The organism is Allobosea spartocytisi, assembly GCF_014764685.1.
Lineage (GTDB): Bacteria > Pseudomonadota > Alphaproteobacteria > Rhizobiales > Beijerinckiaceae > Allobosea > Allobosea spartocytisi.
The window spans coordinates 1-23,137 of record NZ_JACXWY010000008.1; the positions used below are offsets into that span (position 1 = coordinate 1).

The window sequence follows — 23,137 nt, forward strand, 5'->3', positions numbered from 1 at the left end:
TCTGTTCAGCAAGCTCAAGAACTGGCGGCGCGTCGCCACACGCTACGACAAGAGCAAGGAATCTTACCTCGGATTCGTCGCCATTGCCGCAGTCAAACTCTGGCTACCCTTTGTCCACGAAGCCTAGAAGGCTTTGGGGCAAACCTTGTCGCTACGGTGCGCAGGTCGTTAAATCTATTCCCGAGTGGATGAAGGCTGCTGCCATCAAATTGCAGCGTCAGCTATGATCCTCGCGCACTTTCGTCGTTCGGAGGATACTGATTGTGCCGCAGCTTTGGGATTGGGGCATCGCAAAAGACGTTGGGCTTTTCGCGATAGCTGTGTACGGCGCGGCCCTATCAACGTTCAATTGGCGGCAGGCGGTGAAGCGGGACAGGCGATCACTGAATATCCGGGTGAAAACTGTGATGCCGACCTACGGATCTCGTCTCGGCCCGCCGTCTGCATGCATCGAGGCGACCAATAGCGGAGCCCGGCCGGTTACCGTGAATGTCCTAACGTTCATGCTATCGGATGGTCGCCGGATGTTCCCTATGCATGAGGGGGGGATTCCCCGGCTACAAATCCACTTCCTTGCCCGCCGTTCTTTCAGACGGTGCAACGGCAATCACTGTGATGTCTTACGGTGACATCGCCGCAGCGTTGCGCGGCATTGGAAGTGGCAACAATGTGAAGATCACTCCGGTGGCTGAAGATAGCCTCGGTGGCGTCCATCGTGGGGAGCCCTTTGACGTGGATATATCCGAGTATGAGAAGATGAGCGCTTAGCGTTTCACGCGACCGCTGAGCCGCCGCCGCTGCTACGATCAGTGCTATCCTGGCCGTCGATTTTAACGATGCACGACGTCGCGGACATTTGAGGACCTTGGTGGGCTGGCGCGTCCCTTACACCAAAGCATTTCGTAAATTCAATCCGCCGAAATCTAAGTCATTGATCCGAGCGACGGTTAATGCAAACAATAATTTGCATATAGCAAAGATAACACATTGATTTGACAGAATTTATTTTCCGATCAAGACTGGTTTCGTTCTTAAAATACGAGGCTCAGAAATGCAGCATATCATTGAGCGCGCCGATCCAGCGCTGATTGCTCTCGCGAGGCTCCACGAAACGCGCGATGCATTTGAACAATATCTTCGCCGAGACGGACCGTCCGACGACGCAGATAAGGTGTGGCACGACCGATTTGAAAGCGATTTGGAGGCGGTCACGAGAACGGTGCCGACGACGGCTGAGGGTTTCCAGGCGTCAATCGCAGAACTTTGCTATCAGGCGACGCAGGGCTTTTCTCATGAGGCCGTTTCGCAATGGCTGACCACATTCTGCGATGGTGTGTGGGATACGGTTCGCCATGGCCGAAGCTGAGCCAAACATTTACCTCACAGCCGCCGAGGTAAGCCGCCGCTGGCGCGTAACGCCGGCGGCTCTCGCACAGTGGCGGTCGCGTAAGACCGGGCCGGCATGGACGAAGTTCGGCGGGCGGGTCGTCTACGCTCTGCGGGATATCGAGGCGTACGAAGCCGCACAGCGACGTGAGGGCGCCGCCTGAACGTTAGGCCGCGGTTTGGCCGCGGAGAACCTCATTGGCCTTGGCGATTTCTCGATTGCGCTCGGCGGCGATGATTTCGTTCGTTCGCCGCCGACCTGCTGCCCCGATGAAGAAGCCTTTGCCCACTAGCGTCCCAATCTCGATGCCAAGGGGCTTGAGCTTCCGCCGCATCTTGCAAATGAGGACGTCGACCATGCTGATTTTGGGAAGGTCGCGTTCGTTCGGCTCCTGATAGATGACTGCCCGCAATGCTTCGCGGCTCCATTCTTCCCGCGTCAACAACGCCTTGAACGCCCGTTCCTCATAGGTCGTCATCAGCCCGGCGAACTCCGTCGGTGAGCCGAAAGGAAGCGCGCTTCATGCGGACGAGCTGGAATAGCGATGCAGGGACAGCCCGAAGGTTGTCGTGAACTGCCGGTGGAAGTGGAGTTTGGAGAAGGCTGCGACGGAGTTGAGCGCGTCCAAGTCCAGATCGCCGTCGACGTGCTGGTCGATATGATCCAGTACCCTTCGCATCCGGGCATGGTAGCTTTGAAGCGCCGCCGTCATCGCTCCCTCGCTCCGTGGCGACACCATCTCATCAAATCGAGTCAGCCCATGCTCGACCGATCTTGCGATATCGAGGCCCGAAGAGACCCTTGAGCACCAGGCCATGAGCCATCTGCTGCGCGCGGTCGCCATGACGAAGCCTGCAACGCCGCCTACAGGTCCGTGCAGGCTAACCCCGCACTGGCATCACCTAGGTGCAGTTGGCGGCGTTGGCGAAGTCCGGGCGGCCGGAATAGCTGATCGTCTCGTTCCGCGTCGGACATCCAGCCGGCATGGCCCCTCTCGGCAGAACGCAGGGCTTGTGAACGTCCGGTTTCGGACAGGAAGCCAATGTCCAGAAGTGGCGCAAGCTACCTGCTTTGTAGCGGGCCATATCGGCCCCTCCGCGCTCGGCGGATGTCAGACGAGCGATGTCGGCGTCACGATGATCTCGTTGACGCAGACATGCGGCGGCAGTGTCGCGACGTGCAGCACGAGGCCGGCGATATCCTCGGGGCGAAGCATCCGGGCCCGCACCTCGTCGCTCATCTTGACTGGCCGCTTGTCCATCAACGGCGTCAGCGTATCGCCCGGCGAGAGTACGCAGGAGCGGATGCCGTGCACCCCGTGCTCGATATTGATCGCATGGCTCATGGCGACGACACCGCTCTTGGCGGCCGTATAGACCGGACCGGGGCCGGCGCTGAGGACATGCGCCGCCAGCGAGCCGATATGGATGAGGACGCCGCCGCCCTGCGCCTGCATCACCGGCAGCACCGCCCGCGAGAGCTGGAGCGCGCCGCGCAGATTGGCATCGAGCAGCAGGTCGACCGAATCCGGCGTCAGCTTGGACCAGGAGCGGTCGGGAATGTTCGTGCCGGCATTGCTGACGACGATGTCCAGCGAGCGGCCGACGAGGAGCGCGAGCGCGCGCTCGATAGCCGCGACATCGGCTACGTCGGCGGGGGCGACGATCGCTTCGCCGCCTTCGCTCGCGATGCGCGCGGCAAGCTGCTCTAGCGGCTCCAGACGCCGGCCGGTCAGCGCGACGGTCGCGCCGGCTCGGCTCAAGGCGAGCGCCGTGGCCTCCCCGATGCCGCTGGCGGCCCCCGTCACCCAGGCGGTCTTGCCGGCAAGGATCTTCCCGGTCGCGCTCATAGCGGCCACCCGTGCTCGTCGGCCAGCGCCGTCATCACGCCGCGCAATTCGGCGAGGCCGCGCATGCGGCCGATCGCCGGGTAGCCCGGGAAGGTCGGCTTGCCAATATCGTCGAGCAATTCATGGCCGTGGTCGGAGCGGAAGGGGATGCGCCAGTCGGCCTGTCCGGCGGCCTTGCGCCTGGCCTGCTCGCGCAGCAGGACGCGGATGACCGCGACCATGTTGGTATCGCCGCCGAGATGGTCGGCTTCCATGAAGGAGCCGTCGGGATCGTTGGCGACGTTGCGCAGATGGGCGAAATGGATCCGATCGGCGAAGCGCTCGGCGATCGCGACGGGATCGTTCTTCGGATTGGCCCCGAGCGAACCGGTGCAGAAGGTCAGGCCGTTGGAGGGGCTGTCGACCGCACTGAGGATCGCCTCGAAATCCTCCATCGAGCCGGCGATGCGGGGCAGGCCCAGCAGAGAACGAGGCGGATCGTCCGGGTGGATCGCCATGCGGATGCCGACCTTTTCGGCGGTCGGGATGATCGCCTTGAGGAAGCGGATCAGGTTGTCGCGGAGCTGCTCGCGGCCGACGCCGTGATAGCGTTTCAACATGACGCGCAGACCCTCGATGTCGTAGCGGTCATAGGCGCCCGGCAAGCCGGCCATGATCGTGGCGAGAAGGCGGTCGCGGTCGGCTTGCGTCGAGGCGTCGTACCATTCCTTGGCGCGGGCCATCACTTCGGGCGAGACGTCGGCCTCCGCACCCTCGCGCCGGAGCATGAAGCAATCGAAGGCCGCGAATTCATGCGCGTTGAAGCGCAGGGCCATGGCGCCGCTCGGCAGCTTGTGCCGCAGCACGGTCCGGGCCCAGTCGAGCACCGGCATGAAATTATAGCAGATGATGTGCACGCCGGCCTCGGCGAGGTTCACCATCGACTGGCGGAAGCGCTCGTAGAGCGGCTCGACATCATCAGCCGCCAGCTTGATCTTCTCATGGATCCAGAGGCTCTCGACGACGCTCCAGCGCAGGCCAAGCTCGGGCCTGGCGGCAATGGCATCGAACCGATCGCGGATCTGCTCGCGTGTCCAGACTTCGCCCGCCGGCACCTCATGCAGTGCCGTCACCAGCCCGGTCGCGCCCGTCTGCCGGATGTGATCGAGGGGGATGATGTCGTTGGGGCCCCACCACCGCCAGGTCTGTTCCATGGTCTCGCGCTTTCTCAGATAGGCATGTTCAAGGGGATTTCGGCGGCGTGCCGCCGGGCTGGGGAGGCGAATCCTCGAAGAATTCGGCGTGATCGACGGCGATCTTCTCGAGCGCCAGCGAGGCGCTGTGCAGATGGGTCTCCATCAGCGCCACGGCACCATCGGCATCATGCGCGAGCACGCATTTCACCAGCTGCTCATGCTGGTGGAAGATCATTTCGAGCCATTCCTGGCTCTCCAGCGAGAGATAGCGCAGGCGGTCGAGCTGGGTTTTCATCGAGAGAATGAAATCCCAGACATGCGGATGCCCGGCGATCAGCATGAGCGCTCGATGCAGATCCTCATCGGAGCTGAAGAAGCCGTAATGGTCGCGGCGGGTGATGATCCTGGCCTGCTCCTTCAGCAGGCCATTCAGCACACGCTCCTTCTCGTGGCCCGTGGCGAGGGCGGCGCTGCGCACGGCGCGGCATTCCACGGTTTGCCGCACGAATTGCGCATCGCGAACGGCCGATAGCTGAATCGGCGCGACGAAGCTGCCGACCTGAGGGACGATGGAGAGCAAGCCCTCGACGGAAAGGCGGTGAAAGGCCTGGCGGACCGGTGTCCGGCTCAGGCCGTAATGCGCCGCCATCTTGATCTCGGACAGCGCCTCTCCCGGCCGCAACTGGCCCGTGAGAATGCGCCCGCTCAGGTCGTCATAGACCTGGGTGACGGTCCAGCGGCTCTCGGCTTTCGGGACCACGACCATTGGGCGTCAATGCGCGGCGTTGCTGATGGTGCTGAGGAAGCGCTTGGCGCGCTCGCTCTTTGGGGCCGCCAGCATCTCGCGCGGGTTGCCCTCCTCGACGATCTTGCCGCCGTCCAGGAAGACCATGCGCGTGCCGACATCGGCCGCAAAGCGGATCTCGTGCGTCACGACCAGCATGGTCCGGCCTTCCACGGCAAGGTCGCGCATCACGGCCAGCACTTCGCCGACGGTCTCCGGGTCCAGCGCCGAGGTCGGCTCGTCGAACAGCAGGATATGCGGATTGGTCGCGAGCGCGCGGGCGATGGCGACGCGCTGCTGCTCGCCGCCGGACATCTGCGCCGGATAGGCGTTGATGCGGTGCGACAGCCGGACCTTCTCGAACAGGCCTCGCGCCCGTTCCTCGACGGTCTTGCGGTCCTCGCCATGGACGACGACCGGAGCCAGCATGACGTTCTCCAGCGCCGTCAGATGCGGGTAGAGATTGAAGTGCTGGAAGATCATGCCGATGCGGCGGCGCACGTCGATGATGCTGCGCTGCTTGGCTTGCACGGCCTTGCCCTCGAAGAGGATGTTGCCGCCCTCGATGGTCTCGAGCCCGTTGACGCAGCGCAGGAGCGTCGACTTGCCGGTGCCGGAGGGGCCGATGAAGCAGACGATCTCGCCGGCCTGCACGGTGGTCGAGACGCCGTCGAGGATCGTCCTGTCCCCGAAGCGCTTCACGACATGGTCGAACTTGAGAACGGTGTCGGTCATTTTCCTGCTCCGGCCGTCATGAGGCGGGTGTTGACGTGGAAGCGCCGTTCGAGCGCAGCCCCGCCGAGCGAGATGCCGTAATTGATGAGGAAGTAGATCAGCGCCAGCAGGAGCAGCGGCACGAAGCTCGAGCCCATGGTCTCGCGGATCAGGAGGCCGGTCTTGGTCAGCTCGACATAGCCGATGATCGAGGCGAGCGAGGATTCCTTCAGCGTCGCGATATAGACGCCGACCGAGGGCGGCAGGATGACACGCAGCGCCTGAGGCACGATGACGTGGCGCATCATCTGCCAATAGGTCATGCCGGCCGCGCGGGCCGCTTCCCACTGGCCTTTGCCGACGCTTTCGAGACCGGCCCGGATGACCTCGGACATGGTCGAGCTGGCATGGAGCGCTAGCGCGACCGTCGTTGCGGTGAACGGAGACAGATCGATCCCGAAGACCAGCGGCATGCCGAAGAACACGAAGAACAGCACGATCAGGATCGGGATCGAGCGGAAGAACTCCGTGAACAGCAGAGCCAGCAGCCGCAGCGGCAGAAGCGTGGACATCCTGGCAAGCGCGATCAACGTGCCGCCGACCGCGCCGATCAGCAGGGCGAGCCAGGACAGCCAGATGGTGACGAGCGCCGCCTTCAGCAGCAGCGGCATGTAGGTGAGCAGTTGCGCGCTCATCGATAGGCCTCCGGCTGGCGGAACAGCCAGCGCCCGATGGCGATGCGTCCGAGGTTCACGATCTGGCAGAGCACGAGATAGACCACTGCCGCGATGACGAAGGTCTCGAAGAAGCGGAAGGAGGAGGAGCCGACCGTCTGCATCCAGGACGCGACCTCTTCGACCGCGACGGCCGAGGCCAGCGACGACGCGAGGATGACGGCGATGAACTGGTTTCCGAGCGGGGCGTAGATGGTGCGGAAGACCTGCGGCAGCACGATGTGGCGGTAGAGCTGAACGCGCGTGAAGCCTTGCGAGGCTGCGGCCTCGAACTGGCCGGGCGGCACGGCGACGAGGCCGGCGCGAATGATCTCGGCCATATAGCCGGCGCTGTTCAGCGTCAGCCCGATCAGCGCGGAATTGAAGGGCGACATGCGCAGGCCGAGCTGCGGCAGCGCGAAATAGACGATGTAAAGGATGACCAGCAGCGGCGTGTTGCGCATCACCTCGACATAGAGCCCGCCTGTAAAGCGCAGGAGCCGCGAATCCGAGCGGCGCATCAGCGCGACGCCGGAGCCGATGGCGACGCTCAGCACGATCGCGAGCACGGACAGCAGCAGCGTCGCCTGAGCTGCGGCAGCGAGATCGCCGAGATACGGATAGATGCTGCGAAACGAGAAATAATAGGGCACCGATCAGGCCTTCCTGTCCGGCATCGGCTCAACTGGCGCCGATGCACTCCGCGGCGGAAGAGCGACGCCCGCGAGGGCGTCGCCGCATGTGCGAACTCAGTACTTCGCCTGGATCGGCGGCTGCTCGAAGCCGAACCACTTCTGGAACAGCTTCTTGTTGTCGCCCGACGCATTGAACTGATCGACGAAGAGGTTGAGCACGCGCAGCCAGTCCGCGTCGCCGGCCGGCAGGCCGATGGCGATTTCGGCGCGGGCCAGGTCGCCCTCGGCCTCGCGCAGCTTGCCCGGATTCTCCTTGATCGCGTTGCCGTTGTAGAAATTGTCCTCGGCCATCGCGTCGGCCTGGCCGGTCAACACGGCGTTGAGCTCGTCCGCCTGGGTGTTGAAGCGGATGATCTGGGCCTTGGGCATATTGGCCGGGACGGCGCGCTCGGCGGTGCCGCCGCGCGAGATCGCGACGCGGATGCCGGCCTCGTTGGCCTCGGCGATGGTCTTGTACGGGCTGTTCGCCGGCAAGAGCAGGCGCATCGTGGTGACGAGATAGGGGTTGGTGAAGGCGATCGAGGTCGAGCGCTCGACGTTGCGGGTGAAGTCCGCGATCGTGACGTCCGCCTTGCGGGTCTGCAGGGCGGTGACGCGCGCCGGGATGTCCGAGATGATGAATTCCGGCTTGACCTTCAGCGCCTCGGCGAGCCGCTTGGCGATGTCGATATCGTAGCCTTCGGGCTCGCCATTGGGCATCACGCGGCTATAGGGCGGCAGGCTGCCGAGAACGGCGATGCGGATCGTGCCGCGCTGGAGGATGCTCTGGAGAATGCCGGGGGCGTTCTGCGCCTGTGCGGAGGCGAGCGTGGCCATGCCGAACAGCCCCACCGCCGCGATACCGCAAAGCGATTTCATGATTCCGCGCTTGGACAACATTGTTTCTCTCCCTTTCCTGTAAGCGGGGCCCGGTCAGGCCGGGTTTATTCGTCGAAGGCGAGCTGGACCTTGAGCAGGCGATCGGGATGCGTCTCGACGAAATCGAAGGCCGCGCGCGCATCGCGTGCGGCGAAGGTCTGCGTGATCATGGCTGCCGGATCGAGGCGGCCGCTTTCAAGCCAGCTCACGACCTCGGGAATGAGCCGCCGGTTCAGGCGCGAGCCGAAGAGCGACAGCTCCTTCCGAACGATGTCCTGCTGGCTGACATTGCAGGGTGCCGGCGAGAAGCCGAGCAGTCCGATGCGGCCGGCGGGGCTGGCGACCCTGCAGGCTTCCTCCAGCAAGGCCGGGATGCCGGCGCCATCGATCACCACCGAAGGGCCGAGGCCGTCCATTTCCGCTTTCACGGCTTCGGGAACGGAGCGGGAAGGGGAGTGGATGGTGTGATCGGCGCCGAATTCCTTGGCACGCTCCAGCCGCGCTTCGTCGATATCGACGACGATACAGCGGGCGCCTTTCAGCCTGGCGACCTGCAGCACCGTGACGCCGACGGTTCCGGCACCATAGACCAGCACGGTATCCTCGGCATCGCAGCCCGTCGCGGTCAGCACGTTGGCGGCGACCGAAAGCGGCTCGGCCAGGGCTGCCACGGCAAATGACAGGTCGCGCGAAACCTTCACTGCGTTCTTCGCCGGCAGGATCGCCTCGCTGCTGAAGCCGCCGTCGCGATGGACGCCGATGACCTCGAGTGTGGCGCAAACATTGGGCCGGCCGCGGCGGCAGGGATAGCAATGGCCGCAGGAGACGACCGGATCGGCAACGACATGATCGCCGATCGCGAGCGCCGAGACGCCTTCGCCGATCGCGGTGATCTCGCCGGCGAATTCATGGCCGATGATGCGGGGATAGCGGGCAAAGGGATTGGAGCCGTGGAGAATATGCATGTCGGAGCCGCAGATTCCGGCGCGACGGACACGCAGCTTCACTTCACCCGGTCCGGGATCCGGCCGCGAGCCTGAAATCAGGCTGAGCGCGTGCGGCCGCGCGACGCTGACGGCAATAGGCTCCATTTCCACCCTAGATCATTTTGATAACGTCTTCTTGTATACAAGTGCACTAGCATTCCAGGCGACCGGCTGCAAGCTTGGCGATCGATGGAACGGTCGCCCCACGCCAGTTGAGCTCAATGCGCCAAAGTCCCTCAGCGCGCGCCTGCTGAGAGGACGCAGGCCGCGTTGTGGCGCGAGGCGGCCCTGAGGATTCCACCTTTTCGAATGACCGCGCCGAATGGGAAACAGACAGTGAGTCTGCGCCAAATCTGCTCTGTGGGCAGGAGAGCGGGCCCCGTTCTCCTGCCAATCGATGCTTTGTCGTTCTGGTCTCGCTTTGCTTCGGAGAGCATCTGCATATGCGTGACCGCGACACCGCCTTCTGCGAGTTCGGGCAGGCGCGCGAACTCAGGCTTGCACGTGCGGCGTCGCGTTGCGCGCCTGGAAATCCGCCTCGGTGGCGAAGATCTCGTAGAAGATGAAATGGCCGGGCGCGGTACGATCCTCGTGTAGATCAGGTTGTGGGGCTCGTTGCGAACCTGCGCCACGAGCGGGAGCGTAGCCTTGCGCAGCTCGTCTTCCATGCCGGGCTTTGCGCGAACCTCGGCCTCGCATCCAATAGTCTGGACAGACGGAAGTGATCTCGTTCCTGCGGTGCCGATGTCCCCGCTCTCAATGTAGAGGACTATGGAGCAGACATAGTTCTCATCATCGCCCGAGACGGCATGCCAAACTCCACTTTCACTACTTAACCGCCGCCGATCCCCGCCTGAATTGCGGTCGATCGGAGAGCGCTCGTTTCTCTATTGTCCAGGCCGCCGGCTGGTGCCGAGCCCGCTACACGCTTCATCGATCACGTTCGGAAAACATCGCCGGTGACTTGAAGCTGAGACCGTCTGCTGCCGGGCGGTCCTTCAACGTCAGCTTGTGGCACTGTGACTTCGCCAGCCAAATCAAACCAAAAACAGTCCTGGAGTTGCTCGTGAAGCGCCGTGTGAAGGCGACTGATGCAGATGGGCGTTCAATTTGAAGCCAACTGGAAGAAATCGACTGGACCCATCTGACCACCCTTCAAGACAACTTCCAAACCATCCAACTGTTGAACTGCGCTATGGGCGCGGCAAAGCGGTGCTCCATCAACCAGCGGGGCCCGGTAAGATAGGCCCCAGATGTCGAGCGCTTTGATTGCGAGAGTGGAGGTGTCTCCGCCGGCGACGACGAGGCGTGAGATTCGGGCACGGTCCATGATTCTGCGCATCAGACGGCCGGTCTCCCGTGCGACGGAGCGCGGATCGCCCGGAGCGCCGTCAGGTGGCCCCGTGACGAGCATGGTGTCGCCGACGGCGAGGAGTTCCAGGGCTTGCTCAGAGAGCGTCTGCCCATAGGATGGCTCGTCGCGCAGCCGGTCGGCATCGACAGGCAGATGCGCGAAGCCGCTCGCGGTTTCGACCTGGGCTCGCGTGACGGGCGAGAGGGAACCGACCAGCGCAAGCACAGGGCCGTACGATCGCGCAACAGGCTGCGACGCAGCCGGCTCCCCCGCCCCCCCCAAGAGTTGCGCCGCCATCCGCGCAACCGAACTCGCACCTACGAACAGTCCAGGCGCGGCATCGAGAGACTTCCGATGCCGATGGGCGATCACTGTGAGGTCGCTCTCGCGTGACACATCGAAGAGGATGATGTCCCGATCCAGAATATTCGCTGGTCCTGCGCCTTCCAGGGCCCTGTAGTCCACGAGGCTGATCGATCCGAAGCCTTGAAGCCCGAGATGCCGCCTCAGATCGGACTCAACCATCGGCGTGACGGGGTGACGGCTCATCGTCGGGTGCCGGTCGATCCGGTAGACTTCACCATCGCCGGCCGCAGCAAAGAGATGACCGAAAAGGCAGTAGCGGCCGAGATTGGGTTGCCCGCCGATGATCGAGATAGGCCCTTCCGGAAAATGCGGCCTCAACGCCGCGACGGCGGCACCGATGTTGCCGACGTGAGGGGCGCTATCGAAGGTGGAGCAGCACTTGTAGTGCATGATCCGCACGCCGAGCTGCGCGAAGAAGCGGCCGGCGGTGTCGAGCACGGGCCCCATCTCGGTTGGAGGCATCGAGCGGGTGGCACCCGCGATTCCAACCGCGTCGAGAGGTCCGGCAGAGGCCAGTTGCTCCGGGGTGGGAATGCCGAGAAAGAGTAGCGCCCGAAAGCCGCGCTCGGCGAGCATGGCGAGGGTGTCCGTTGCGCCGGTGAAGTCGTCACCGAACCAACCGTAGAAGGGCGGGATTGTCATCTCGGGGTCAGCACAGTTTGGCGCCGAAAGTATCGAGTGCCTGCTTCAGTTCCGGCTGCCTTTGCGCTGCCTCGGATAATGACACGCCCGCGGCCACCGCCGCCCAGGCCTGGCGGATGCTGGCGACGCCGGCGGCCGGCCCGCCCGGATGCGCCAGGATGCCGCCGCCTGCCATGAACAGGAGATCGGCATGGCCGATCGCATCCCAGGTCGGCTGCGCCGTTCCGGCCCATTGGCCGGAGGAGAAGGCGGGCAGGACCCGGTCATCTAGGTCTTCGGTCAGCGGCGTCACGCAGTCGCGTGCTGAGGAGACGACTTCTTCGTCCTCCTGCGCAAATTTACCCTGCACGCCATGGACATGCATGTGGTCGACGCCAGCCAGTCGCCAGAGCGTCTGATAAGCCTGAAAGGAGATGCCGAGCCAGGGATGGCGTGAGACCGCGCCATAGCCATTGCGATGGCCGTGCAAGACAAGATCGGTCGAGCGGCGCAAGGTCTCTATGCCGGAGAAGCCGCACCAGTTCAGGCTCGCCATCACGCAGGTGCCACCTTCGCGCGCCACGAGATCGGCATGGCGCCTCATCGCGTCGGTCTCGTCCGTGATGTTGAACGCGATCATGACCTGCTTGCCGGTTCGGTCAGCATGGCGGCGGACCGCCGCCATCACCGCCGGGATGCGTTCGGCGAGTGGCGCATGGTCCGGGTTGGCTGAAATCTCGTCATCCTTGATGAAGTCGAGGCCGGCGGCGCAGAGCTTCGACACGAGCTCGGCGGTCTCATCCGGGCTCAATCCGACATTGGGCTTGATGATCGAGCCGACCAGCGGGCCCGCGTCCACGCCGGTGAGCCTGCGGGTGCCGGCGATGCCCTGCGCAGGCAGCGCGAAGCGCCGGCGATAGCTCTCAGGAAGACGGATGCTGTCCAAACGCAGCCCGGTGGTCTCGCCGAGGTCGAAGAGATTGCCGGCGACGATCGAGGCGAGCGTGGCCAGATTGGCGCCGACATTCGAGACCGGGAACGAAATGGAGACCTGAGCCCGCCGATAAGGGCCAGAGACGCCTTTGCGGGCGAGCCAGGCATTGGGAAGGCTCGGCGTCGCGGCGGGCGCGAACTCCTCCACCTGTGTGACAACGGCCCGCGTACGATTGCGCAATTCGTCGGTTTCGCCAGCGACACGGGTGAAGGTACCGCTTGACTGCTCGCCGGCCATAATCTCGGCGACGCGCGCGGGATCGAGCGGCGTCTCGATCAGGTAGCTGGCTTCGAAACGGTCATGGTTCATCATGCCCGCGTCACCGGTTTGCTGCGGCAAGCTTCGTGAGATCGGGGAAGGGCCGTACCGGATCCTTGCCGTCCCAGCCTTCAGACGCCTCGCGGATCAACCGGAACATCTCGCCCTTGGGCCCCGCCACTTCCGACAGCTCGATCACGGTGCCCGGGTGATAATGCGTATCGAAATAGATGAAGCGGCCGCGCTCGCCGACCTCGCCGCTCATCACCGGCTTGAAGCCTTCCGCCAGCAGCCGCTCAAGATCCGCGTCGTAATCCGACGTCCAGTAGGCGACGTGCTGCAGGCCGCTATGGCCGGCATCGGTGAAGTCCTTGTACATCGACGGCACGTCGTTGCGGCACTGGATCAGTTCGATTTGGAGCGGCCCTGAATTGGCGAGTGCCACGGAATTGTGCGGCTCATGGGTCTCGCCCTTGTAGCGGTAATTCCGGATCGGAACCTTGGGATTGTAGAAGAAGGGGCCGACGCCGAGTACGCGGCTCCAGTAATCCATCGCGGCCTCGATATCAGGCACGACATAGCCGGCCTGGCGGATCTGGCCGAAAAAGCGGCTCATGGTGATGACCTCGATGCAAGCAGTTCAGAATTTCAGGAAGCCGGTGGAGAGCCAAGGGAAGGCGGCGACCACGACAAGGCCGATCAGCAAGGCCAGCATGTAGCCCCAGATGTATTTGAGGCCGTCGTCGGGATTGACCTTGGAGATGGCGCAGGCGCCGTAATAGCCGACGCCGAAAGGCGGGGCGAACAGGCCGATGCCCATCGCGAAGACCACGACCATGGCATAATGGACCTCGTGCACGCCAACTTGCTTGGCGATAGGGAAGAGCAGAGGCCCGAACAGCACGATCGCCGGGATGCCTTCCAGCACGCTCCCGAGAATGATGAAGGCCAGGATCGAGATCGCCAGGAAGCCCCAGCCTCCGCCGGGCACCGACGACATGGCGCGGGCCAGATCCTGCGAGAAGCCCGATTGCGTCAGCCCCCAGGCCATCGCGGTGGCGCAGCCGACGATGAAGATGATCGCGCCGGTGAGCGAGGCCGTGTCGACCAGCATCTTGCCGAGGCGGCGGACATCGAACTGCCGATAGATCAGGAGCCCCGCCAGCACGGCATAAGCGATACCGATGGTCGAAACCTCGGTCGCGGTGGCAACGCCTTCGACGACCGCGGCGCGGATGACGAAGGGCAAGGCAATCGCGGGGAGCGCGATGAGGCAGAGCTTGGCGATCTCGCGGCTCGAATGCCGGACCACATGGCTCAGATCTTCTCCACGATAGCGCCACCAGACGACGAAGCAGAGCGCGATGCCCAGTATCAGCGCCGGCAGCATGCCGCCGGTGAACAGCGCGGCGATCGAGACGCCGGTGACCGAGCCGATGGTGATCAGCACGATCGAGGGTGGGATGGTCTCGGTCTGGGCGCCGGTGGCGGAGAGCAGCGCGACGAGGTCGCCGGGCTTGGCGCCGCGCTTCTGCATTTCCGGGAAGAGCACCGGGGCGATCGCGGCCATGTCGGCGATCTTCGAGCCGGAGATGCCGGAGACCAGATACATCGCGCCGATCAGCACATAGGACAGCCCGCCGCGGACATGGCCGAGCAGCGAGGCGAGGAACTGGATCATGGCGCGCGCCATGCCGGTCATCTCGATCAGGGCGCCGAGGAAGATGAAGAGCGGGACGGCGAGCAGGATGAGATGGCTCATGCCCTCGTCGAGCCGTCCGACCATGACGAGCATCGGTGTCGAGGTCGTGCAGGCGAGATAGCCGAAGGTGGCGAGGGCGAAGGAAAAGGCGATCGGCACGCCGGAGAAGACGTTGAGGGCGACGACGCCGACGAAGAAGACGATCAGGTTGAGCTTGCCGAGCGGCTTCAGCATTGGGCCGGCGAGCCAGAACAGGGCGACGAACGCCGCCGTGACCGCAATGGCCAGAAGAATGGGCTTGAGCGCGCCTAGGCGCATCAGGCGCAGGCAGGCGACGATCAGCATCAAACTCGTGCCGAGCGGCAAGGCGGCGGCGCGCCAGGCATTGCTCACCTCAAGCGCCGGCGTGACAATGAAATGCTCTTCCTCGGCATATTCCAGCGCATGCGGCAGGATCATCAGCAGGAAAGCGATCGCGGCGGTGACGGCGAGCGCCTCGAGCACCGCGCGGGTGCCGGGCGAGACGCGGCTGACGAGGCCGGTCATGCGCATATGCTCGCCACGGCGCAATGCGATCACCGCGCCGAGCATCGACAGCCACAGGAACAGGATCGAGGCGAGCTCGTCCGCCCAGACCAGCGGCGCGTGGAAGACGTAGCGGGCGGTCACGCCGGCACCAAGAATGACGATCTCGGCGAGCACGATCACCGCCGCGACGAGCTCGACCAGTCCGCCGAGGCCGCGCTCGAACCTGTCGGCCGCTCGCGCCAGTCCCGTCAGGGGCAGGCGCGCAGGCTCCTGCAGCGTTGCGCTGTGCACATCCATTCGTCAGCCTCTCGATCGGGTCGCGGTGCTCAGGCGAGCTTGCCGACGGAGCCTTCAAGCAGGTCCCAGGCCTCCTTGCCGAAGCGCTCCTGCCAATCCTTGTAGAAGCCAGAGTCGCGCAGCTTGGCACGGAAGGAGTTTGGGTCGGTCTTGTTGAACGTGAGACCCTTCGACTGCAGATCGGCCTGGACGGTCTCGTTGAGCTTCTTGATGTCGTTGCGTTGGGCCACGCCGGCATCGTTGATCGCGGCGGCCACGATCTTCTGCACGTCCGGCGGCAGGCCGCGCCAGGCGCGGCCATTGGCGATGAACCAGAAGCCGTCCCAGATGTGGTTGGAGACCGCGCAGCTCTTCTGCACCTCGTAGAGCTTGGCGACCTGAATGATCGGCAGCGGGTTTTCCTGCGCATCGACGATCTTCGTCTGAAGCGAGGAATAAACCTCGGAAAACTGGAGGCTCGCCGGCGACGCATCGAGCGCCTTGAACATCGCGATCGACAGCGGGCTGACAGGCACGCGGATCTTGAGGCCGGCCATGTCCTTGGCGCTCTCGATCGGCCGACCCGAGGTCGTCATCTGGCGGAAGCCGTTATCCCACATCTTCTCGAAAGCGTAGAGGTTCACCTTCTCGATCGCCTGCCGGACATGAGCGCCGACGGGGCCGTCCATCGCCTTCCAGACCTGATCATAGTCGGAGAAAGCGAAGCCCACGGCATTGATCGCCGCGACCGGCACCAGCGTCGCGATGACAAGCGCCGAGGGGGTGAAGAAGGTGATGCCGCCACTGCGGACCTGGCTCAGCATGTCGGTGTCGCCACCCAGCTGATTGTTCGGGAAGATCTTGATCTCGACGCGCCCGTTCGTCTCCTTGGCGATGCGGTCAGCGGCTTCCTGCGAGCGGATGTTGAGCGGGTGGCTCAGGGGCAGGTTGTTGCCATACTTCAGCTCGATCTCGGCGGCCCGGGCGACGAGGGGCGCTCCAATCAGCGGCAAAGCCGCGCCGATGGTGGCGCCGCGCAGAATCGTCCGACGAGTCACTTTGGTCATGTCATCCTCCCGAATGGCCCTCGATGAGCCTTGTCTTGATCTTGGGGGGAACGATAGAAAGGCAGAATGATCGTCGTCAAACTCAAATACTGATGGTTTTTGATGGATTCGGATGTCGCTAAGCATCCACCCGAACCGACTGTGACCGTGGTCGATCCGCATCGGCGGCGTCAGCTGGCCACGGTCGTCGATGTGGCGCGGCTCGCTGGCGTCTCGACCGCGACCGTGGACCGTGTGCTGAACCGGCGTCCGGGCGTCCGGCCGGTCACGACCGAGAGGGTCCTCAGGGCGGCCGCCGATCTCGGTTATGTACTGGATGCGGCCTTGCCTGCCGGTGCGCTGAAACCGCTGCGCCTCGCCTTCCTGTTGCCGGCTGGCAGTAACCGCTTTCTCGCCGGGCTCGGCCGGCTCGTGGTGGAATCGCGCGAGCGACTCGCGTCCTTCAATATCCGCGCGCGGCTTGACCACATCGACAGCTTCAATCCCGAGCTGCTCGCACAGCATCTTCGGACGGTCGGTCGCGAGGTTGAAGGCATCGCCTTCATGGCGATCGAGCATCCCATGGTGCGCGAGGCCGTCGACTGGCTCGCGGAGCGCGGCGTGCCAACTGTGACGTTGATCTCCGATATCGCCAATACGCGCCGCGTCGCCTATGTCGGGCTGGACAATCGCGCAGCCGGGCGGACGGCCGGGCAGCTCATCGCGCGCTTCATCGGATCACGGCCCGCGAAGGTGGCGATGATCGCCGGCAGCCTGAGCTACCGCGCCCATGAAGAGCGCGAAATGGGCTTTCTCTACCTCTTTCGGGAACGTTACCCAGCGATAGAGGTCGTCGGGCTGCGCGAGGGCCATGACGAGGAGGCGCGCAACTACCGTCAGACCAAGATGCTGCTCGCCCGGCATCCCGATCTGGCGGGCATCTACAACATCGGTGGCGGGCCGGAGGGAATTGCACGCGCCCTGAAGGAGGCTGGCCGGCAGAACGACGTGGTCTTCGTCGGCCACGGGCTGACGCCGGAGACGCGTAGCCTCCTGATCGACGGGGTGATGGATGCCGTCATCAACCAGAATCCGCAGGCGGCGCTGATGGATTGCGTCTCCATCTTCGCCAACATCCGGGCGGGCCGCCACCCGCCGGAGGGGACGGCACGGCCCAATATCGAGATCGTGCTGCGCGAGAACCTGCCGTGATAAGCAGCCATTGCGCGTGGCGCTCAGAGATCATAATGTAGCTGGCGTGCTACGTCCGCCAGATGGCAGCTATCGGATGTCTGCAGTTGGCCCCTTGCAGCCATTGTAAAAGACATCCGCACATTGTCTCGCCCGCAGTGCAATCTCATCGCGATGCGGAGCGCTTCGCTGCCCCATCATCGCAGTGCGCTGCGGCTCCATGATCATCATGCCGCGCAGCAGGCCCGAGGTGATATGGACATCGTCAAAGCGCAGGAGACCTTTGTCCTTCTGCCGCGTCAGCCAGGCTTCAATGATCCCGTTCACGGGCATGATGGCTGATTGGTAGAAAGCCCGTGCGACCTCGGGAAACCGCTCGCACTCGCTGATGACGAGCCGCGTGATCGCGATGGTCTCCGGGCTCAGCGTCAGGACGCCGAATGCAAACAGGATGTGCTCGAGCGCGGCCCGCGGATCGTCACTGACGTCGTCGACCACGTCGAGCAGGAAGCGGCCAATGCGATCTTGGATCGTGCGCTCGAACAATTCCGCCTTTGTGGCGACGAGCTTGTAGAGCGTCTTGGTCGAGACGCCGGCGCGCTGCGCCACCGTCATGATGCTCGTGCCGGCATAGCCCTTCGACTGAAATTCGCGATCGGCCGCTTCAACGATGAGATGGAGCGTGTCGGCATCGCACCGCTTCTGGGGGCGTCCGCGGGACCGCTTCACCGTCTCGTGATTTTGGCGCATGACTATTTTCCAAAATTTCGTTGACACGTGCAATGTAAGGATTATTTGGAAAATAGCAATTTTCTAAATGACGAAGCGCCCGATCGCGACGCCCAGTAGGAGCTGGATCGATGAGCACACATGAAGATCGCGTCAAGGCCGAGCGGGCCGTGCCTGGCGAGCGGGTTGTCCCGGCAACCACGGTTGAAAAGCCGGCCGATTCTGCTTTGTCATCGGCGCCAGGGGAAAAAGCTCACGGTAAGCACGGCCTGCGCCGCCTGGCGCTGGGAGGTGTCGCACTGATCGCGCTCGTGGGCATCGGCTATTGGGGGCACGGGTATTGGACCGTCGGTCGCTTTCAGATCTCGACGGACGATGCCTATGTGAAGGCCGACAGCACCACGATTGCTCCAAAGGTCTCCGGCTATATCGCCGAGGTGCTGGTTCGCGACAACGAGCCGGTCAAGGCCGGCCAGGCCCTTGCCCGGATCGACGATCGAGACTTCCGCGTCGCGCTCGATCAGGCAAAGGCCGATGTCGAAGCGGCCCGAGCCGCCGTCGTCAGCAAGCTGGCCCAGCTCGAGGCCCAGCAATCTGCGATCGATACGGCCAAGGCGACGGTCGAGGTCGACAAGGCAAATGCGAATTTCGCCGAGCAGGACAACGAGCGCTACGCCAACCTCGCCAGGACGGGCTATGGCTCCGTGCAGAACGCCCAGGCGGCGGTCGCCAAGATTTCGGCGGCACGCGCCGCGATCGACCGCGATGTCGCTTCGCTCGCCCAGGCCCAGAAGCAGGTTGATCTGATCAAGGCCGACCTGGCGCAGGCGAGGGCCACGGTCTCCCATGACGAAGCCGTTCAGCGCCAGGCCGAACTCAACTTGTCCTATACCGCCGTTCTGGCTCCCGTGGACGGCATTGTCGGGAACCGGACGCTTCGGGTCGGCCAGTATGTCCAGGCAGGCACACAGTTGATGGCCGTTGTTCCGGTCGCGAACGCCTATGTCGTCGCGAATTTCAAGGAAACACAGCTGACCAATGTGAAGCCCGGTCAAAAGGTCGAGATTGAGGTCGACATGTTCCCGGGCGTCACGGTGGAGGGGCATGTCGACAGCATCGCTCCGGCCAGCGGCCAGGAATTCGCCCTGCTTCCGCCCGACAATGCGACCGGCAATTTCACCAAGGTCGTCCAGCGCGTTCCGGTCAAGATCGTGCTCGATCCCGACCACAGCCTTGCCGGCAGCCTGCGACCTGGCATGTCGGTCGTTCCGACGATCGACACCAAGGTTTCCAAGAACAATTCAGTGGCGGACGCGCGGTAATCCGCGCGCCCGGCTTGCGAGGAGCTGGGCCATGTCTACGCAAACGCCGGCCGTTGCCCCATCGACCCCGTCAACCGGGGACAGGGCGAGCTTGTCGACCTGGATCGCGATCACGGCGGGCGCCATCGGCGCCTTCATGGCGATCCTCAACATTCAGATCACCAATGCCTCGCTGCTCGATATCGAGGGAGGCATCGGCACCGGCATCGACAACGGCGCCTGGATTTCGACCTCCTACCTGATCGGCGAGATCATCGTCATTCCGCTGACGAGTTTTCTCAGCCGCGTCTTCTCGTTCAAGCTCTACATGATCTGGAGCACGATCGCGTTCGCTCTGTTCTCGATGGCCTGCGCCTTCGCCAGCAATCTCGGCGAGATGATCGCCATGCGCGGCCTTCAGGGCTTTGCCGGCGGCGTGCTCATCCCGATGGCCTTCACCATGGTCGCGACCCGCCTGCCGAAATCGCAGCAGCCGATGGGCCTGGCCATGTTCGCGCTGGCGGTGACATTCGCTCCGGCGATCGGGCCGACGATTGGTGGCTACCTCACAGAGAACTACGGCTGGCAGACGATCTTCTTCATCAACACGCTGCCCAGCGTCGCGATGGTGGTTGCGCTCTCGCTGACGCTCGAAAAGCAGCCGTTACAGCTGGGCCTTCTCAAGGAGGGCGACTGGGCTGGCATCGCGACGATGGCGATCGGCCTCTCGGCGCTGCAGACCCTGCTCGAGGAAGGCAACAAGGAGGACTGGTTCCAGTCGACCTTCATCGTCCGTCTCGCCGCGATCGCCGCCGCGTTTTTGGCGGCCTTCGTCTGGATCGAGCTGACGGTCAAGAAGCCGCTTGTCGATCTCTCGCTGCTGAAGAACCGCAACTTTACGGTCGGCACGCTGTCGAACGTCCTGGTCGGGTTCGGCCTGTTCGGCTCGGTCTATGTCCTGCCGCAATATCTCGGCCAGGTGCAGGGCTATAACGCCGAGCAGATCGGCATGGTCCTGGCGTGGACCGGGCTCCCGCAGCTTCTCCTCATTCCGCTCGTCCCGATGCTGATGAAACGCTTCGACATCCGCTACATCACCTTCGTCGGCATCGCCATGTTTGCCGGCTCATGTTTCATGAACACGCATATGTCGCTGAACTATTCCGGTGACCAGCTGTTCTGGCCCAATGTCGTCCGTGCCGTCGGCCAGTCGATGGTGATCACGCCGTTGACGGCGATCGCGATGATGAGCATCCAGCCCAGGGACGCGGCAAATGCATCGGGCCTGTTCAACATGCTCCGCAATCTTGGCGGCGCGGTCGGCACGGCCGTGCTTGGGACGATCATCACCAAGCGGGAGCAGTTCCATTCAAACATCATCGGACAGGCCGTCACCCCCTTCCGCGACGAGGTCCGGGGCCGCCTCGACCAGATGACGGGCTACTTCATGTCGCACGGCGTTTCCGATCATGCGGCGGCCCAGCGTCAGGCGGTCATCACGCTGGGCAAAACGGTGAAGCGGCAGGCGTTGGTCATGGGCTTCAGCGACACCTTCGCGATCATCGGCGTCATCCTGGTCATCGCGGCGGTTGCGATCCTGTTCGCCCGAAAAGGGCAGGGCAGCTCGGCTGCGGCGCACTGATCACCACAACCAACGCCAGCCACCGCGCGCAGGCAAGCTGCCTCCACAGTTGGCGCGAGTGTCGCGCAGGCCAAAAGCACGAGCGCGACATTGGCGTCGGTGCTTGCCGAGACGACGGCGACGTTTCGAGACCTGACGGGCAAGGCTCCACGATCGGTCGGCGCGTGGCTGCGTGAGAACATCGCGGCTTTTCGAAAGCCCTGATTGCCATGCCGCCGGTCGCGGTCGGGGGTATAAACGCCGAGGTTGGAAGATCAGACAGATCGGGAAGCCGACGCTCCTTCGTGCGGCGCCGGTCGGCCGTTCATGGCATCGAACGCCTGTCGCGCGGCATCGACCTCCGGCAGCTTTTCGAGCGTCCATTCGTGCAGCGCCCGGAACGGCTGCTGCAATGTGCGACCAAGCGGCGTGATCTGATACTGCACCGCCACTGGGGACAGCGAGATGACCTCCCGCGAGATCAAGCCGTTGCGCTCCATCCGGCGAAGGCACTGGGTAAGCGCCTTCTGGGTGACGCCTTGCAGCCGGCGACGGATGGCGTTGAACCGCTGCGGTCCATCGTCGAGCACAACCAACACCATCATCGACCACTTGTCCGCGATCTGATCGAACAAGGCCCGGCTAGGACATGCCGACGAGAAGCAGAGGGGTTCCAATTCGAGCATCCAGGTTTCCTTCGATATACCAGGGCGACTTCAAGTGCCTAATTGACGCTAGGTATACGAGTTATACTTAGGCGCTTCATAGTTGGAAATGGAGTCCCTGACATGCCTCATCGTGATACCAGCAGCTTGTTTCGTCCTTTCAGCGTCCGGTCGCTCGAACTGAAGAACCGCATCGTCATGGCGCCGATGACACGGCTTTTTTCCCCTGAAGGCATTCCGGGGCCGGCGAGCGCTGCCTATTATCGCCGGCGCGCGGAAGGCGATGTCGGATTGATCTTGTCCGAAGGAACGGTGGTGGACCGCCCGGCATCGCGTAACGATGCCGGAATTCCTTTCTTTCACGGCGACAAGGCGCTGGCGGGGTGGAAGAATGTAATCGATGCTGTCCACGATGCGGGTGGTCGCATGGGCCCGCAAATTTGGCACACTGGCGCAACCCGCTACATCAACGGCTGGGAGCCCGATGCGCCGGTGGAGAGCCCTTCCGGTCTTGATTCCCCGGGCGACCCGCGCGGCGTCTCTATGAGCGAGGAGGACATCGCCGACACGGTTGCAGCCTTTGCCAAGGCTGCGGCGGACGCGAAACGGATGGGGTTTGACACGGTCGAGATCCACGGCGCCCATGGGTATCTCATCGATCAGTTCTTTTGGGCGGGCACCAATCTGCGCACCGACCGCTATGGCGGGCTCACGATAAAGGACCGCTCACGCTTCGCGGTGGATATCGTCGGCGCGGTGCGCGAAGCGGTGGGGCCCGATTTCCCGATTATCCTGCGTGTCAGCCAATGGAAGCAGCAGGATCTCAGCGTGCGCCTCGCCGCCTCCCCGACGGAGATGGAAAACTGGCTGCGGCCGCTGGTCGAGGCGGGGGTCGATGTCCTGCACGTTTCGCAGCGCCGCTTCTGGGAGCCGGAATTCCCGGAGATTGACGGCGAGAACGGGCTCAATGGCGCAGGCTGGGCCAAGAAGGTGACCGGCGCCGCGACGATCGGTGTCGGATCGGTAGGCCTCGACAACGATGTTGTGAACAGCGCCTTCGCCGGCAAGGGATCGACTTCGGCCAGCCTGGATCGCCTTGTCGAGCGACTGGAGCGGGACGAGTTCGACTTGATCGCTGTAGGCCGGGCACTGCTGAGCGATCCCCAGTGGGTGGCGAAGGTCGAACGAGGCGATCACGGGGCCTTGAAGGGGTTCGATGCCGCGTCCCTGGCCGAACTGGTATAATGGTTGCCGCGGGCGGAGGTGAGATTCATCTCCGCCCGCATGGCATTGACGGCAGGATCGACTGAGTCCATCCGGCGCG

General features: G+C 63.7%; 22 protein-coding genes and 2 pseudogenes. 6 read left to right on the top strand and 18 right to left on the bottom strand.

Features of this window, described 5'->3' with window-relative positions; all coding sequences use genetic code 11:
• Together IED13_RS14330 and IED13_RS14335 are read left to right on the top strand one after the other, a co-directional pair.
• Positions 1–127, top strand: a pseudogene (locus IED13_RS14330) (IS5 family transposase); the annotation flags it as partial.
• Positions 128–1,051: 924 nt separating this feature from the next.
• Complete coding sequence (locus IED13_RS14335) at positions 1,052–1,366, top strand: hypothetical protein (RefSeq protein WP_191124567.1); 315 nt, start codon at positions 1,052–1,054, stop codon at positions 1,364–1,366.
• 187 nt (positions 1,367–1,553) lie between these two features.
• Here the strand turns inward: IED13_RS14335 and IED13_RS14340 are convergent, their stop codons facing one another.
• The 16 genes and pseudogenes from IED13_RS14340 to IED13_RS14410 form a co-directional block, all read right to left on the bottom strand.
• Positions 1,554–1,865, bottom strand: a complete 312-nt coding sequence (locus IED13_RS14340; RefSeq protein WP_191124568.1) for a hypothetical protein — start codon at positions 1,863–1,865, stop codon at positions 1,554–1,556.
• Between the two features lie 22 nt (positions 1,866–1,887).
• Positions 1,888–2,099 (bottom strand): annotated as a pseudogene (locus IED13_RS14345) (AraC family transcriptional regulator); the annotation flags it as partial.
• Between the two features lie 399 nt (positions 2,100–2,498).
• A complete protein-coding gene (locus IED13_RS14350) occupies positions 2,499–3,236 on the bottom strand; it encodes an SDR family oxidoreductase (protein WP_191124569.1) in 738 nt (245 codons plus the stop codon).
• On the bottom strand, positions 3,233–4,429 hold the full coding sequence (uxuA, locus tag IED13_RS14355) for a mannonate dehydratase (protein WP_191124570.1): 1,197 nt from the start codon (positions 4,427–4,429) through the stop codon (positions 3,233–3,235). The genes IED13_RS14350 and uxuA overlap by 4 nt, the downstream gene beginning before the upstream one ends.
• Positions 4,430–4,457: 28 nt before the next feature.
• Positions 4,458–5,177, bottom strand: coding sequence for a GntR family transcriptional regulator (locus IED13_RS14360; protein WP_191124571.1), 720 nt, complete (start codon positions 5,175–5,177; stop codon positions 4,458–4,460).
• A gap of 6 nt (positions 5,178–5,183) precedes the next feature.
• Positions 5,184–5,930, bottom strand: coding sequence for an amino acid ABC transporter ATP-binding protein (locus IED13_RS14365; protein ID WP_038363322.1), 747 nt, complete (start codon positions 5,928–5,930; stop codon positions 5,184–5,186).
• Positions 5,927–6,604 (bottom strand): amino acid ABC transporter permease, encoded by a 678-nt coding sequence (locus IED13_RS14370; protein WP_191124572.1) that lies wholly within the window; start codon positions 6,602–6,604, stop codon positions 5,927–5,929. Before IED13_RS14370 ends, IED13_RS14365 begins: the two co-directional genes overlap by 4 nt.
• Positions 6,601–7,275, bottom strand: coding sequence for an amino acid ABC transporter permease (locus IED13_RS14375; RefSeq protein WP_038363328.1), 675 nt, complete (start codon positions 7,273–7,275; stop codon positions 6,601–6,603). Before IED13_RS14375 ends, IED13_RS14370 begins: the two co-directional genes overlap by 4 nt.
• Before the next feature lie 96 nt (positions 7,276–7,371).
• Complete coding sequence (locus IED13_RS14380; RefSeq protein WP_038363331.1) at positions 7,372–8,196, bottom strand: transporter substrate-binding domain-containing protein; 825 nt, start codon at positions 8,194–8,196, stop codon at positions 7,372–7,374.
• A 44-nt stretch (positions 8,197–8,240) separates the two neighbouring features.
• Complete coding sequence (locus tag IED13_RS14385) at positions 8,241–9,266, bottom strand: Zn-dependent oxidoreductase (protein WP_191124573.1); 1,026 nt, start codon at positions 9,264–9,266, stop codon at positions 8,241–8,243.
• Positions 9,267–9,653: 387 nt separating this feature from the next.
• Positions 9,654–9,860, bottom strand: a complete 207-nt coding sequence (locus IED13_RS29340) for a putative quinol monooxygenase (RefSeq protein ID WP_404801890.1) — start codon at positions 9,858–9,860, stop codon at positions 9,654–9,656.
• A 406-nt stretch (positions 9,861–10,266) separates the two neighbouring features.
• Positions 10,267–11,523 carry a four-carbon acid sugar kinase family protein gene (locus IED13_RS14390; protein ID WP_191124574.1) on the bottom strand — a complete coding sequence of 419 codons (1,257 nt, stop codon included), beginning with the start codon at positions 11,521–11,523 and terminating at the stop codon, positions 10,267–10,269.
• 7 nt (positions 11,524–11,530) lie between these two features.
• On the bottom strand, positions 11,531–12,808 hold the full coding sequence (locus IED13_RS14395) for a ribulose-bisphosphate carboxylase large subunit family protein (RefSeq protein ID WP_210323619.1): 1,278 nt from the start codon (positions 12,806–12,808) through the stop codon (positions 11,531–11,533).
• A gap of 7 nt (positions 12,809–12,815) precedes the next feature.
• The gene (locus tag IED13_RS14400; protein ID WP_112764287.1) at positions 12,816–13,370 is read right to left on the bottom strand and encodes a VOC family protein; all 555 of its coding nucleotides are present in this window, start codon (positions 13,368–13,370) and stop codon (positions 12,816–12,818) included.
• 24 nt (positions 13,371–13,394) lie between these two features.
• Complete coding sequence (locus IED13_RS14405) at positions 13,395–15,281, bottom strand: TRAP transporter large permease (protein WP_191124575.1); 1,887 nt, start codon at positions 15,279–15,281, stop codon at positions 13,395–13,397.
• A gap of 29 nt (positions 15,282–15,310) precedes the next feature.
• Positions 15,311–16,327, bottom strand: coding sequence for a TRAP transporter substrate-binding protein (locus IED13_RS14410; RefSeq protein WP_112763743.1), 1,017 nt, complete (start codon positions 16,325–16,327; stop codon positions 15,311–15,313).
• Positions 16,328–16,468: 141 nt separating this feature from the next.
• Here IED13_RS14410 and IED13_RS14415 point away from each other — a divergent pair, with 141 nt between their 5' ends.
• Positions 16,469–17,518 carry a LacI family DNA-binding transcriptional regulator gene (locus IED13_RS14415; RefSeq protein WP_260368438.1) on the top strand — a complete coding sequence of 350 codons (1,050 nt, stop codon included), beginning with the start codon at positions 16,469–16,471 and terminating at the stop codon, positions 17,516–17,518.
• 69 nt (positions 17,519–17,587) lie between these two features.
• Here IED13_RS14415 and IED13_RS14420 read toward each other — a convergent pair whose 3' ends face one another.
• Entirely contained in the window at positions 17,588–18,247 is a 660-nt protein-coding gene (locus IED13_RS14420; protein WP_191124670.1) for a TetR/AcrR family transcriptional regulator, read from the bottom strand.
• A gap of 110 nt (positions 18,248–18,357) precedes the next feature.
• Between IED13_RS14420 and IED13_RS14425 the strand changes: the two genes are divergently transcribed.
• Complete coding sequence (locus IED13_RS14425) at positions 18,358–19,548, top strand: HlyD family secretion protein (protein ID WP_191124576.1); 1,191 nt, start codon at positions 18,358–18,360, stop codon at positions 19,546–19,548.
• A gap of 31 nt (positions 19,549–19,579) precedes the next feature.
• Complete coding sequence (locus IED13_RS14430; RefSeq protein WP_191124577.1) at positions 19,580–21,169, top strand: MDR family MFS transporter; 1,590 nt, start codon at positions 19,580–19,582, stop codon at positions 21,167–21,169.
• Between the two features lie 254 nt (positions 21,170–21,423).
• On the opposite strand, the gene IED13_RS14435 is transcribed toward IED13_RS14430, so the two are convergent.
• Positions 21,424–21,834, bottom strand: coding sequence for a winged helix-turn-helix transcriptional regulator (locus tag IED13_RS14435; RefSeq protein WP_142023236.1), 411 nt, complete (start codon positions 21,832–21,834; stop codon positions 21,424–21,426).
• A gap of 102 nt (positions 21,835–21,936) precedes the next feature.
• On the opposite strand from IED13_RS14435, the gene IED13_RS14440 reads away from it, so the two are divergent.
• A complete protein-coding gene (locus IED13_RS14440; RefSeq protein WP_191124578.1) occupies positions 21,937–23,058 on the top strand; it encodes an NADH:flavin oxidoreductase in 1,122 nt (373 codons plus the stop codon).
• Positions 23,059–23,137 lie beyond the last annotated feature (79 nt).